This is a genomic window from Streptomyces speibonae (genome assembly GCF_984686075.1).
In genome coordinates, this window is the sequence record NZ_OZ480260.1 from 5,944,495 (window position 1) to 5,956,787 (window position 12,293).

Annotated in this window: 15 protein-coding genes and 1 pseudogene; 10 read left to right on the forward strand and 6 right to left on the reverse strand. The window is 70.8% G+C overall.

Features of this window, described 5'->3' with window-relative positions:
* The first annotated feature begins 114 nt into the window (after positions 1-114).
* Both AC5L3C_RS26595 and AC5L3C_RS26600 read left to right on the forward strand, forming a co-directional pair.
* Positions 115-762, forward strand: coding sequence for a hypothetical protein (locus AC5L3C_RS26595; protein WP_493651348.1), 648 nt, complete (start codon positions 115-117; stop codon positions 760-762).
* Between the two features lie 5 nt (positions 763-767).
* Positions 768-1,301: a hypothetical protein gene (locus tag AC5L3C_RS26600; RefSeq protein ID WP_493651349.1), complete on the forward strand. Its 534-nt coding sequence runs from the start codon at positions 768-770 to the stop codon at positions 1,299-1,301.
* 22 nt (positions 1,302-1,323) lie between these two features.
* Here the strand turns inward: AC5L3C_RS26600 and AC5L3C_RS26605 are convergent, their stop codons facing one another.
* Positions 1,324-1,737: a DnaJ family domain-containing protein gene (locus tag AC5L3C_RS26605; protein WP_493651351.1), complete on the reverse strand. Its 414-nt coding sequence runs from the start codon at positions 1,735-1,737 to the stop codon at positions 1,324-1,326.
* A gap of 93 nt (positions 1,738-1,830) precedes the next feature.
* On the opposite strand from AC5L3C_RS26605, the gene AC5L3C_RS26610 reads away from it, so the two are divergent.
* Positions 1,831-2,223 carry an FHA domain-containing protein gene (locus AC5L3C_RS26610; protein ID WP_493651352.1) on the forward strand — a complete coding sequence of 131 codons (393 nt, stop codon included), beginning with the start codon at positions 1,831-1,833 and terminating at the stop codon, positions 2,221-2,223.
* Positions 2,224-2,407: 184 nt separating this feature from the next.
* On the opposite strand, the gene AC5L3C_RS26615 is transcribed toward AC5L3C_RS26610, so the two are convergent.
* The 3 genes and pseudogenes from AC5L3C_RS26615 to AC5L3C_RS26625 all read right to left on the reverse strand — a co-directional run.
* Positions 2,408-3,301 carry an IS982 family transposase gene (locus AC5L3C_RS26615; protein ID WP_493651354.1) on the reverse strand — a complete coding sequence of 298 codons (894 nt, stop codon included), beginning with the start codon at positions 3,299-3,301 and terminating at the stop codon, positions 2,408-2,410.
* An 86-nt stretch (positions 3,302-3,387) separates the two neighbouring features.
* Positions 3,388-4,065: an O-methyltransferase gene (locus AC5L3C_RS26620; RefSeq protein ID WP_493651356.1), complete on the reverse strand. Its 678-nt coding sequence runs from the start codon at positions 4,063-4,065 to the stop codon at positions 3,388-3,390.
* An 88-nt stretch (positions 4,066-4,153) separates the two neighbouring features.
* Positions 4,154-4,402, reverse strand: a pseudogene (locus AC5L3C_RS26625) (hypothetical protein); the annotation flags it as partial.
* A 276-nt stretch (positions 4,403-4,678) separates the two neighbouring features.
* Between AC5L3C_RS26625 and AC5L3C_RS26630 the strand changes: the two are divergent.
* A complete protein-coding gene (locus tag AC5L3C_RS26630; protein ID WP_493651358.1) occupies positions 4,679-6,733 on the forward strand; it encodes a bifunctional glycosyltransferase 87/phosphatase PAP2 family protein in 2,055 nt (684 codons plus the stop codon).
* Here AC5L3C_RS26630 and AC5L3C_RS26635 read toward each other — a convergent pair.
* Positions 6,687-8,318: a DUF8823 domain-containing protein gene (locus AC5L3C_RS26635; protein WP_493654036.1), complete on the reverse strand. Its 1,632-nt coding sequence runs from the start codon at positions 8,316-8,318 to the stop codon at positions 6,687-6,689. The genes AC5L3C_RS26630 and AC5L3C_RS26635 overlap by 47 nt on opposite strands.
* A 180-nt stretch (positions 8,319-8,498) precedes the next feature.
* Positions 8,499-8,873, reverse strand: a complete 375-nt coding sequence (locus AC5L3C_RS26640; RefSeq protein ID WP_125506735.1) for an ATP-binding protein — start codon at positions 8,871-8,873, stop codon at positions 8,499-8,501.
* Between the two features lie 154 nt (positions 8,874-9,027).
* On the opposite strand from AC5L3C_RS26640, the gene AC5L3C_RS26645 reads away from it, so the two are divergent.
* The 6 genes from AC5L3C_RS26645 (at position 9,028) to AC5L3C_RS26670 (ending at position 12,236) form a co-directional block, all read left to right on the forward strand.
* Positions 9,028-9,855, forward strand: coding sequence for a helix-turn-helix domain-containing protein (locus AC5L3C_RS26645; RefSeq protein ID WP_125506736.1), 828 nt, complete (start codon positions 9,028-9,030; stop codon positions 9,853-9,855).
* Positions 9,842-10,021 carry a DUF397 domain-containing protein gene (locus tag AC5L3C_RS26650; RefSeq protein WP_411573121.1) on the forward strand — a complete coding sequence of 60 codons (180 nt, stop codon included), beginning with the start codon at positions 9,842-9,844 and terminating at the stop codon, positions 10,019-10,021. The genes AC5L3C_RS26645 and AC5L3C_RS26650 overlap by 14 nt, the downstream gene beginning before the upstream one ends.
* Complete coding sequence (locus AC5L3C_RS26655) at positions 10,021-10,674, forward strand: maleylpyruvate isomerase N-terminal domain-containing protein (RefSeq protein ID WP_493651361.1); 654 nt, start codon at positions 10,021-10,023, stop codon at positions 10,672-10,674. Before AC5L3C_RS26650 ends, AC5L3C_RS26655 begins: the two co-directional genes overlap by 1 nt.
* A 384-nt stretch (positions 10,675-11,058) precedes the next feature.
* Positions 11,059-11,220 carry a hypothetical protein gene (locus AC5L3C_RS26660; protein ID WP_164555731.1) on the forward strand — a complete coding sequence of 54 codons (162 nt, stop codon included), beginning with the start codon at positions 11,059-11,061 and terminating at the stop codon, positions 11,218-11,220.
* Between the two features lie 318 nt (positions 11,221-11,538).
* Positions 11,539-11,925, forward strand: a complete 387-nt coding sequence (locus tag AC5L3C_RS26665) for a type II toxin-antitoxin system RelE/ParE family toxin (protein WP_125506739.1) — start codon at positions 11,539-11,541, stop codon at positions 11,923-11,925.
* Positions 11,922-12,236 (forward strand): helix-turn-helix domain-containing protein, encoded by a 315-nt coding sequence (locus tag AC5L3C_RS26670; RefSeq protein WP_125506740.1) that lies wholly within the window; start codon positions 11,922-11,924, stop codon positions 12,234-12,236. Before AC5L3C_RS26665 ends, AC5L3C_RS26670 begins: the two co-directional genes overlap by 4 nt.
* The last annotated feature ends 57 nt before the right edge of the window (positions 12,237-12,293 follow it).

Genomic DNA, 12,293 nt, shown 5'->3' on the forward strand with positions numbered 1-12,293 from the left:
GCCCGGTCGCGGTGACGCCTGCACCGCGCAGTTTGTGCGCGTCGCATCGGGCAACCCGGAGGAGGAACCGGCTCGCGAGGAGTGCCGGTCCGGTTGAGAACGCGGAAGGCATCCATGTCCACTGGCCTGATCATTGCGTTGATCGTGATTGTCGCGGTCGTTGTCGCCGCCGCGGCCGTACTGACCCTGCGGGCCCGCGGTCCGCGGCACGGCGCGAGCCTGAAGCGGCGCTTCGGCCCCGAGTACGACCGTGCCCTGACCCGGCACGACGGGGACGCCAAGGCCGCCGAGCGGGAGCTCGCCGAGCGCGTCGAGCGCCACGGCGACCTGCGCGCACGGGCGTTGGAGCCCGGCGAGCGCGAGCGGTACGAGGCGCGCTGGACGGCCGCGCAGGAGCGGTTCGTCGACGCGCCGCGCGACGCCGTCGCCGAGGCGGACCGGCTGATCGCCGAACTCGCCGGCGCGCGGGGCTTCCCCGCCGACGGGCACTACGAGGACCAGCTCGCGGCGCTGTCCGTGCACCACGCCCACCACGTTGAGGGCTACCGGCGCGTGCACCGCGTGGCCCAGGCCCGCGCGAACGGCGCGCAGGACGGCGGCGCGGGCACCGAGGAGATGCGCGAGGCGATGGTCGAGGCCCGCGCGCTCTTCGACGAGCTGGTCCGGCCCTCCCGGCCCGACGGCGACCGCACGGCCCCGGCCGCCCGGCGCGGCCACCGCACCCCGTCCCCGCTCCACCGGCGCCAGGCGAAGGAGAGCTGACCACCATGCCCCACCGGACCCAACGCCACCCCACCACCCCGAACCGGCCCGGCCCCGACGGAGAAGCGCGCCGCGCGGCCACGGCCCCGGACACGGGCCCCGGCGCCGAGAGCCTGCCGGCCCCGGACATCCGGGGAGACGCCTCCGGTGTGCGCGAGGCGACGGGCACGTCGTACCAGGGCGAGGACGCGACCCGCCCCGGCCCGGGTGGCGAGCACCCCGAAGGAGGCGCGCGCCCTACGGCCTCCGCCCCCGGGCACCCGCTCCTTCCCCACGACGACACCGACCCGCTCACCGCGCGGCTGCACGATGCCGTCGCCGGATTCGTCGACGCCCCGCGTGACGCCGTACGGGAGGCCGATCACGTCCTGCAGGAGCTGGCCGAGCGCTTCGCGGACGCCGTGACCGAACGGCGCCGTACGCTCCGCCGGTCCTGGCAGACCGGCGACGGGGAGCACGCCGCGGCGACCGACACCGAGCAACTGCGCCTCGCCCTGCGGGACTACCGCGAGCTGGCGGACCGGCTGCTCCACGTCTGAAGCCGTCCCGGCCCTCCCCGCCTCAGTCGCCCGCCGCCGTCCGGCGCTCCCGCCACCGCCGTACGACGTCCTCGACGTCGTACGGCTTCTTGCCCAGCGGGGGCCCGGGCGGCGGCTTGAACATCATGTCGCTGATCCTGGCGTTGATCTCCGTGATGATCTTCCGGACGATCCGCTCCGAAGGGGCCGCGAGCGCGGCCTCCAGCGCGTCCTCCGCCTCCTTGCGCAGCGCCAGCGCCGGCGGCAGCACCGAGAACCCCTCGCGGGCCATCTTCCGCTTGACCCACCACAGTTCGTCGTACGTGCCCTCGACCTCGCGGGGAAGCGGCTTGCCCACTCCCGCCAGCTGCTCGAACTCGCCGCGCGCGTCCGCGTCGCGGATCTGCTTGTCGACCCAGCTCTCGAAGTCGACGCCGGGTGGCTTTCGCTCGGTCATGAGTTCATTGTGCCGGACGCCACGCGGCCGGGCGTTTTATCATTCGGCGGCGGCGAGCCGACCCGGCCCGCACGATGTCTCAGGAGGAGCAGAGTGCTCGAACTCACCATGGCCGCGGTGTCCGCGGAGGAAGCCGGTGCCACGGCGGGCATGCTCATGGCCGACGCGCCCAGCGAGCCGGGCGCCGTACTGCGGGTGGGCCGGGACAAGTCGGTGTGCCGGCTCTCGACGCCGGACGACTGGCTGTTCGTCTCGCGGGTCCATCTGGAGTTCAGCTGCGCGCAGGACGGCACCTGGCAGGTGACCTGGCTGCGCGGCTCCCTGCCCGAGCCCTCCTCCGACGTCCGGCTGACCATCGGCGAGTACGCCCACCCGGTCACCTACGGCGGCACCGTCCCGCTGCCCCGGGGCGGCAGCGGTGAGATCGTCATCCACGACCGCACCGCCCCGCGCAGCGTCAACGTGGGCTTCTACCACGAGGTCTAGTGCCGCGGCAGGCAACGTTCGCCCCGTCGCGACGCCCGGCACGCACTCTCGCCGCACCGGCCGAAAGCCCAAGTACGTCCAGTACGAGGACTTCCGGCCGGCACGCCGAGAGCACGCACCGGACGCCGCTCCTTGACGGGCAAACGTTGCCTGCCGCGGCACTAGACGAGTCATTCCGATGTGATCAGTGGTCGTAGGCGATCAGGGATCGCATGACCGGCTGTCCGGTCTTGTGGTTGTGCCAGATCGCCGCAGCCAGCGCGAGGACGCGCTGAGCGACGCGGGTAGCGACGCCCTCGAAGGTCCGGCCGCCGTGCTGTTCCAGGTCGAGCTGGCCCTTGAGGGTGTCGTTCACCGACTCGATCAGCTGCCGCACCGACTTCAGCAGCGACTCGCCCGCGCGGCGCTTCTCCCGTTTGAACGACGGCCGCAGCAACGCCGCCCCGCGCAAGGCCAGATCGGCCTCGAACTCCTTGGAGGCGAAGCCCTTGTCCGCGATGAACAGCAGGCCGGGCCGGCCGGTGACCGCGTCCGGCTCGCGATCCAGCATCGCCATCAACACTTCGCGCTCGTCCAGCTTGGGGTTGGCCAAGGCCCACAGGATCGGCATGCCGGTCGGGGTGCACACCAGGTACAGCCGCAGGCCCCAGAAGAACCGCGAGTGGCTGGCGCAGTACCCGTATCCGGCCCAGCCGGCCATGTCCGACCGCTTCACCGTGGGCCGCGAGCGGCCGCACTCCACCGGGGTCGAGTCGATGATCCAGTGGTTGTCGAACCAGAAGTCGGTGTCCGCTGCAAGGAGTCGTATCACGCGCTTGACCAGCGGCAACGCTGCCCGCAGCCGCTTGTTCCAGCCCGGCTGCTTCGGCACGTACGGGAACATCGCGCCCAGCCGGGAGTGGACGAACCGCAGCCATCTGGACTCCGAGGCGAAACCCAGCATGGCCTGGGCGACGGCGAGGCAGACGAGTTCGGAGTCCGTCAATCGCGGCGGGCGGCCCAGCCATCGGGTATCTCCAATCTCGTCATCGATCTTCACGTACAGTGCGGTCAGCAGGGCGTCCAGGTCATTCGTCACAGATCGATCTTGGACGCCCTGTCTGTGTTCCCGGACGCACCGTCAGCATTCGGAATAACTCGTCTAGGAGGCAGCGGCCGCCGCGCTCACGCCAGGACGCGCGCCAGCGCGAACCCGTCCCAGCCCTTGGAACCGACGGTCTGGATCGCCGTGCCCGTCAGGCGGGGGTGGGTGCCGATCATGTCGAGGGCGGCGCGGGTGCCCACCACGTCCGGGTCCGTGTTGTCCGGGTCGGCCACCCGGCCGCCCCGGGTGACGTTGTCCAGGACGATCAGGCTGCCCGCGCTGGTCAGCCTGAGCGCCCACTCCATGTAGTGCGGGTTGTTCGCCTTGTCCGCGTCGATGAAGACCAGGTCGAACGGCGGCGGGTTCTCGTCCGCCAGCCGGGGCAGCGACTCCAGCGCCGCCCCGACCCGCACCTCCACCTGCTTGTCGAGCCCCGCGCGGGCGATGTTGCGCACGGCGACCTCGGCGTGCCGGGGGTCGTACTCCAGGGAGACCAGCCGCCCGTCGGCGGGCAGGGCGCGGCCCAGCCAGATGGTGCTGTAACCGCCGAGCGTGCCGATCTCCAGGATGTGCCGGGAGCCCTGCACCTGGGCGAGGAGCTGGAGCAGCTTGCCCGCGGGCGCGGAGACCGCGATGGGCGGAAGCCCGGCCGCGTCGCTGTCGCGCAGCGCCGCGGCCAGGGCGTCGTCGGGGGCGTCGGTCAGCAGGCGGTCGGCGAAGTAGTCGTCCACCGTGCGCCAGACCTGCGGCTCGCTCATGCGCCTTGCACCTTCCGTACGACTGGTCAGCCCGTCCCACCGGTAACGCTGCGAAGATACGCCGCACGTCCGCTCCCCGTCCGTCGCCTCACCGGTGTGTCCCGGCCTCCGGGGCGGCCGGTGCGCCCACGTCCGCCCCGGGCTCCAGCGACGGCGGCGACCCCGGCAGCGGGCGGCCCGCCGACTCGGCCATCCGCCACACCGCGAACCCGCCGATCACGGCCGCCGCCATCATGTAGTAGGCGGGCATCATCACATCGCCGGTCGCGCCGATCAGTGCCGTGACCACCAGCGGGGTCGTGCCGCCGAACACGGACACCGAGACGTTGAAGCCGATCAGCTGCATACTGCATGGAAATGCGGCGTCAACAGGCACGCGGCGGTGCGCCGGGCGGCCCGCACCCGTGTCCGGTTGTGATCCTTCTCGCGTCGCCCCCGGGCGATCGCACACTGCGCGGACTATCGTCATCCGGACAAAAGTGAGAGGGCCGTCAGGTGAAGCCGCGGTTTCCCGCGTCCCTGTCCAGGGGTGGTGCGACCCCATAGGGTGCGCAAGAGCGAACCCCCGCGCATGGGACGCGCGGGGCGAAACGGGGCGGGAGGCCGACGAGGCGTGGCGAACGCGGAGCACAGTGGGCGACCGACGGATGCTCTCGGGGCGACCGCGGTCGACGGCACTCAGGGACGGCTGCGCGCGGCGCGCCTCGGACTGTGGCTGCTCGCCGCCGTCCTCGTCGTCCGCCAGGTCGCCGTCGTCCTGAGCACCCCCAGCACGGAGCGGCTGACCGTCCTCGACACCTGGGTGGGCCCCGAGGGCGTCCTGCACCTCAGCGGCTCCCTCTACGACTCCACCGAGTTCACCGGCACCCCCTTCAGCGGGCTCGTGCTCAAACCCCTCACCCGGACGGCCGAGCAGGCCCTCGGCTGGGGCTGGACCTTCGGCACCCTGCTGCTGGTCGTCGCCCTCGGCCTGATCGCCGCCCGCGCCCTGCCCCAGCCGGTCGGCCGCCGCACCGCGATCCTCGCCGCACCGGTCGCCGTCAGCCTGCTGATGCTCTCCCTCCCGGTCCGCAGCACCCTCTGGCTCGGCCAGACCAGCATCATCCCGGTCCTGCTCGTCCTGCTCGGCTGCTTCGTGGCCCGCGGGCAGCGCGCCGGCGGCGCCCTCATCGGCGTCGCGGCCGCCCTCCAGCCCACCCTGCTCCTCTTCGCCCCGCTGCTGTGGTTCACCGGCCGCCGCCGGGCCGCCGCCGCCACTGGCGCCACCTTCGCCGTCACCACCGCGCTCGCCTGGGCCGCGATGCCGCGGGACTCCTACACCTACTGGGTGCACCACCTCGCGGGCACCGGCCTCGGCGGCCCCGCCGACGACCTCGCCAACCAGTCCCTGCACGGCGCGCTGCTCCGCCTCGGCCTCGAAGGCCCCCTGGAGATCGGCCTCTTTTTCCTCCTCGGCGCCGCCGTCGTGACCCTCGCCCTCAGGCGCGCCGTCCGCTACGCCCACGACGGCCAGCTGCTGCTCGCCGTCGCCGTCACCGGCTGCGCCGCCATAGCGGTCGCCCCCACCGCATGGCAGCACCAGCTGCTGTGGGTGCTCCTCGCCGTCGTCGGCCGGGCCGGCAGACGCGCCCGCGACCGCATGGTCTGGCCCGTCACCGTCGTCCTCGTGATGACGCTGCCGGCCAAGATGATGCTGCCGAACATGGCTTTCCTGTACCCGGTGCGCGACAACGTCGTCCTGCTCGCCGCCTTGGCCGCCGCCACCGCGGTCCCCTTCCTCTCCCGCACCTCGGAGTACTTCCGCGCACCCGTTCCCACCCCGTACGCCCCGCCCGTCCCGGCCCGCTTCTCCTTCGTCCCGCTGGTGCCGTTCCTGCGCCGGGTGCTGCTGCGCCCGAACATCCTCCTCGAGCTCCTGCTGATCCGCGTCACCTACGCCGCGTACGCCAGGATCCGCCTCGCCGCGACCGGCGGCAGCAACTCGGCGGGCCGGGACCGTGCCGAGGAGCACGGACAGCAGATCCTCGACCTCGAACGCGTGCTCCACATGGACATCGAGCACGCCGTCAACCACGCCGTGGTGAAGATCGGCTGGCTGCGGGAGTTCTTCGACTTCTACTACACGTCGTTCCACTTCCTCGTCCCGCTGACCGTCCTCGGCCTGCTCCTGTGGCGCCGCCCCGTCGACTACCGCTGGGCCCGCTCGGCGCTCGGCTTCGCCACGATCCTCGCCCTGGTCGGCTTCTGGCTCTACCCGCTCGCCCCGCCCCGCCTCATGCCGGGCCTGGGCATCATCGACACCGTCCACGGCGTCCAGGACTTCTCCAAGCCGGACTACGGCACCCTGACCCACCTCACCAACCAGTACGCGGCGATGCCGTCCCTGCACTTCGGCTGGTCCCTGTGGTGCGGGCTGGTGATCGCGATCCTCGCGCCGAAGCTGTGGATGAAGGCCCTGGGCCTGCTCCACCCGCTGTTCACGGCCGCCGCGATCGTCGCCACCGGCAACCACTGGATCCTGGACGCGGTCGGCGGCGCGCTCGTCGTCGGCGGCGGCTTCGGCCTGACGTACCTCCTCCAGGGCCCGCGCGCCCGTACGACGACGGCGGCGGCCGAGGGGCTCAGCAGCGAACCGCCGGTCCCGGCGAAGGGCCGTACTCCGAGCTGATCCGGTACTCGCCGGGCGCCGACACGGTGAGCCGGGTGAACTCGCCCTCCCGGCTCAGACATCCGCCGCCGTCGGCGCGCAGCCACGGCGAATAGGCCACCCGCACGGTCACCGTGCCCGGCCGCGGCACGCGCAGCACCAGCTCCGCGCCGGAGGTCCGCACGACGCGCCCGGGCGCGGAGACGAGCGGTACGGCGTCGCGGACCCGGAACACCTGCCAGTGGGCGTCGCGCCAGACGGGCACCAGCCAGTCGGGCCGGTGGTGGCGGATCAGCCGGGCCTCCTCCTCGGCGAACCCGTCGGGCGTGCCGTCCGGCAGCACGACGAACCCCACCGCCCAGCGGTCCAGCCACGCCCGGTAGGAGGCGGCGGAGAAGGACCCGTCGTAGAACAGCCGCGCCCGCTCCATGTCCAGCTGCCGGTTCCAGCCGCGCGCGAGGTGCACATGGGGCGCGAGGGCGGAGGCCTCCCGGTGGTTGCGCGCGGGGACGACCTCGACGCGGGTGGTGTCCGCGCCGAGCCGTTCGAGCGCCTCGACGACGCCCCGGGTCCCGGCCGCCCAGTCGGGCACGGCCGTGGAGACCTTCAGGTCGTCGACGGTCTTCTGGCCCGTCCACGCCACGGAGAACACCAGGACGGCCACCAGCGCACCGCGCCGCGGCCCGCGCGGCCCCGGCCGGGCGAGGAGCGCGAGGAGCAGGGCGACGGGCGCGGCGTACTCGGCGAACCGCTCGATGTTCGTACCGATCGGGGACGGCACGAGATACACCGCCACGGTCCCGGCGGCGTACACGACGCCGCTCCACCGGACCACGCGCCAGGAGGCGGGGGTGAGCAGCGCGACGGCGGCGCCCAGGAGCACGGGCGGCCAGATGCGGGCCGCGGGCATGAGCTGCTCGCCGTGGAAGGGGAACAGGAGAGCGGTCGCCCCGACGACGGCGGCGGGCGGCAGCAGCAGGGCGGCGGCACGGCCGGGCCGCCGGGCGAGCAGGTACCCGGCGCCGGTGACGGCGAGGAACAGCCCGGCGACCGGGGACGCCATGGTGGCGAGGGCGGCGTAGGAACCGGCGATGACGAGACGTTTCTCCTGGCCCAGGAAGAGAAACGCGGCGAGCCCGAAGGCGACGCCGAGAGCGAAGGTCGTCCGCCCGGAGGCGACGTTGCACCACAGCGCGAGGGCGGCGAGCAGGGCGGGTCCGAGGGCTCTTCGCCGCTGGGCACGCCGGACCAGGACGGCCGCGATCCAGGTGGCGGCGAGACCGGACGCGACGGTCAGGCCGGGCACGCCGAGCGCGGCCATCAAGTACGGCGATATCAGGCTGTAGTTGGCGGTGTGCATCCCGCCGTACCAGAACAGGCAGTACGCCGAACTCCCGTGCCGCGCCACGAACTCGGCCCACGCCACCTGCGCCGCGAGATCACCGCCGCCGGTGGCGAGGAAACCCCACCAGAAGGCGTAGAGGGGAAGCGCGGAGAGCGTCGCGACGAGCGGAACACGATGACGCCGGCAGAAGTCGCGAAGGGGGCGCGCCCGCCCGGAGGTCGTCTCCGCGCGCTGGATCAGGGCGAGTTCGGCAGGGGGCACGATCAAGTAGACGTGGAAAAGGCCGGAGACGTTGTTCCGCGCGGTGTGGGGCGCCTACGCGTTGTCTACGTGAGCACCAGCCACCGCCGGCCGTCCATGAGCTCCTGTGAGGTGCTGGACGGCCGGCCGACAACTCCAGCCCGACGGTAGCGCTGGACGCCGCACCGAAGGTAAACCCGCTCACGGCCGGACGGCGACGGCGCACTCAAACCACACCGACTTCCCGCCGCAGGGCCGGAGTTGGACGCCCCACTTCTCGCTCACCGCGTCCACCAGCACGAGGCCCCGCCCGCTCTCGGTATCCGGCGCCGACCCGACCCGCGCACACGGAAGTTCCTCACTCCCGTCGGCCACCTCCACGCGCACCCCGCCCGGCTGCCTGAGCAACAGCAGCGCACAGCGCCGGCCGGGCACATGGCGTACGACGTTGGCGAGCAGCTCGGTGACGCCGAGTTCGACGTCGTCGGACAGTTCGGCCATCTCCCACTCGCGCAGGAACGACCGGACGATGCGCCGGACGTGCCGCGCGGAGTGCTCACCGGCGGTGAGCCGCATGGCGTACCGGTCGCTGCGGGGCGCGAGCAGGGTGGGGGGACCGAGGTCAATGTCTTCGTTCACCCCTCAAGGCTGACCTCCGCTGACTACGCTCGGCTACGGAACGAATACAACCGGTCCCGCTGTGGGCCGAGTTGCGCGAGAGGGGCTCCCCGTGACCCACATCAACGTCCTCGACCCGGGCGCGTCACCGCTGGACTACTACGGCTTCGAACTCCGCCGCCACCGAGAGGCCGCCGGCCTGACACAGCGGCAACTGGGGGACATCGTCAACTACACGGGCTCACTGGTGGGCCAGATCGAAACGGCAAGGAAGCTGCCGACGCAGGAGTTCAGCGAACGGGTGGATGCGGCGCTGGGTACGGGGGGATTGCTGTCGCGGCTCGTCGCGCTGGTGATGCGGCATCAACTTCCGGGATGGTTCCGCCAGGTGGCGGAGTTGCAGGCGAGGGCGACCGGCATCTACTCCTTCGAGATGGGCATGGTGCCCGGTCTGCTGCAGACCAGGGCGTACGCGCGTGCCGTGCTGGGAGCTTTGGACACGTCCGACCTCGACGACCGGACCGCCGTGCGGCTGGACCGTCAGCGCATCTTCGAGCGGGAGAATCCGCCCCTTTACTGGGTGATCCTCTTCGAGGGGGCGCTGTACCTGGAGATCGACGGTCCGGGGACCATGCGTGAACAACTGGCCCATCTGTTGTCGTTCGAGCACAACCCGGCGGTCAACATTCAGGTGTTGCCGTTCAGGTGCGGGGCGCACGCGGGGATGACCGGCTCGTTCGACGTCTACCGGTTCGCGCACGACCCGGCCATCGTCTATACCGAGGGCTACGGCAGCGCACACCCAACCGCACATCCGGACACTGTGGATGACTGTTCGCTCCGTTACGATCATCTCCAGGCTGCCGCACTCTCACTCAGGGACTCGGCGGAGTTGATCCGGCGTGTGATGGAGGAACGCTATGGAGATGAACTGGCGTAAGTCCAGCTACAGCAGTGACCAGGGTGGCAACTGTGTGGAGGTGGCGGTGACCCCTCGCCGCATAGCCGTCCGCGACTCCAAGGTTCCGGCCGACGTGACCGTCACGGCCAGCCCCACCGCCTTCACCGCCTTCCTGAACTGGACGACCGCCACCGAACGGCCCTGATGGATCACTTCTCACGCTCCTGGACGGTGCTGCTCGCCGCAGTCGCCGAGGTACCGGACGAGGACTTCGACCGGCCGTCCGGCTGCCGGGGCTGGCTGGTACGCGACCTGGTCTGTCACCTGGTCATCGACGCGCAGGACGTCCTGATCACGCTGGTCACACCGGCCGACACGGAACCGACGGCGGACGCGACGACGTACTGGAACCTGGTGGATCCGCCGACGGGCGACGACCCGCTGGACGCGTTGATCCCGCGCCTGGCGGCGGCGTACGGCGACCCGGCCCTGCTGAAGTTCCACCTGGACGACGTGGGCTCGGCGGCCGCCCGCGCCGCGGTACTGGCCGACCGGACGGCCCGCGTGAGTACGCAGGGAAAGGTCCTGACCGCGGCCGACTACCTCTCGGCGTACGTCCTGGAATGGACCCTGCACCACCTGGACCTGATCGCCCACCTGCCGTCGTCCCCCAAGCCCCCCGCGGAAACCCTCTCGGCAGCCCGCGAGGCCCTGGAACGCATCGCCGGCACGGCGTTCCCCACCGGCCTCCCCGACACGGACGCCCTCCTCATCGGCACAGGCCGCCGCCCACCGACCACCGGGGAACTCACCACCCTCGGCCCCCTGGCGAACAGAATCCCGTTCATCCTCGGCTGAGCCGTCCGACGCGTCCCACTTCTCACGTTCTGTGCGTCCGGGCGAGTAGCCGTTTTCTGTCGCGTCGTCCCCGTCACCGATAGAGAGGGAAAAGGTCACACACCCGGCACCTCTCCGTGATAGTGCCCTAGCAGACTGCCCACCATGGACACCGAAACATTCTGGCGCGTGCTGGAGGCTGCTCAGGACAGTGGCAAGCCACTCGACGTGTCGTCGACCATCTGTCGGCCTTGCCTGCCCCGACTCACTCGCCGAGCATCCTGCGGTGCGTAGCGCAGCGGCGGACAGGGATCAGGACGTCATTTTCGATGAAGGCTTCAACTTCGTAGTGTCCACGGCGTATGGCGACTGACCGGTGACTCGGAGGTCTTCTGGGAGGACTGGGTGGCCTACACCGATGCTTGCGCCACCACCGAAGCGGAGGACGGTGAGGGCATGGGGGAGTTGTTCGACTTCGACGATGACGAACAGATGCGCCAACGCCTGCCGAGGCTTTCGGCGCTCCATCTCGGTCCCGGAGTGCTGCATACACGTTTCAGCTGTTGAGGTTAAGAGGGGAACGCTTCAACCTGCGTGTTCCCGGCGAATAAATACCAGGTTGGTCAACACCTCATTGCGGAAGTTCGTTGACTGCGTTGCCGGAGCTGCGTAGCTCTATCCGCACTATTCCCCTGAATCGGATTGGGATGACTGGGAGCGAGGTGCGCAGCCCGTTGAGGAAGTCATCCGCAGGATCCCTGGCTCGGCTTCCCTGAACCTGGGTTGGCGACGGCCAGGATGCCGAGTCGGCATGCCGATCGCGGCCGCGCTGTTCGTCGTCGATGTTCCTGGTGTATAACACCTGAGCCATATATCATCGACGTTATGACAGGTGAGCGGTACACGATCGAGATCGAGCCCGAGGTTCGCCTCTGGCTGGAGAACCTACCCGCCCACCACTACGTGATAGCCGAGCAGAAGGTGGACCGCCTCGCCGAGAACGCGACCACTCTCGGGGAGCCCTACACCCGCCACCTCGGTGGCAAGCTTCGCGAACTGCGCTTCGACCTCGGCGGCAACGCTCAGCGCATCGCCTACTGGCTGGCCCCCGACCGCCGTGTCGTACTTCTGACCGTCTTCCGTAAGACGAAGATGCGTGAGACGGCAGAGGTGGATCGGGCCCGCGCCGTGCAGGCCGCATGCGAGGCCGGTCACGCCCCGGCGGCTGACCATGACATCTACAGCCGCCCGATCAAGGAGGAACTGCGATGAAGCACGCAGAGTGGAGGACCCGCCGCCACCGCAAGCTCCTCGGTGAAGCGGTCGAGGAGAACACCGAATACGACCGACTGTACGAGGAGGCCGAACTGGCTCATGATCTCGGCCAGATGGTCTACGACCGCCGCACCGCCCTGGGTCTGTCCCAGACCGAACTGGCCGAACGCTGTGGGATGAAGCAGCCTCAGATTTCCCGGATCGAAGGCGGCGGTACCGTGCCCACCATCCCGCTCCTGCGACGCCTGGCCCGCGCCCTCGATGCCGACCTGACCATCGAGCTCACCCCGCATCACGAGGCCGCATGAGAGGTCTCCGGCAGGGCGCTTGCCCTGCTTTCCTTGAATGGTGAAGGTGGCGGCCCC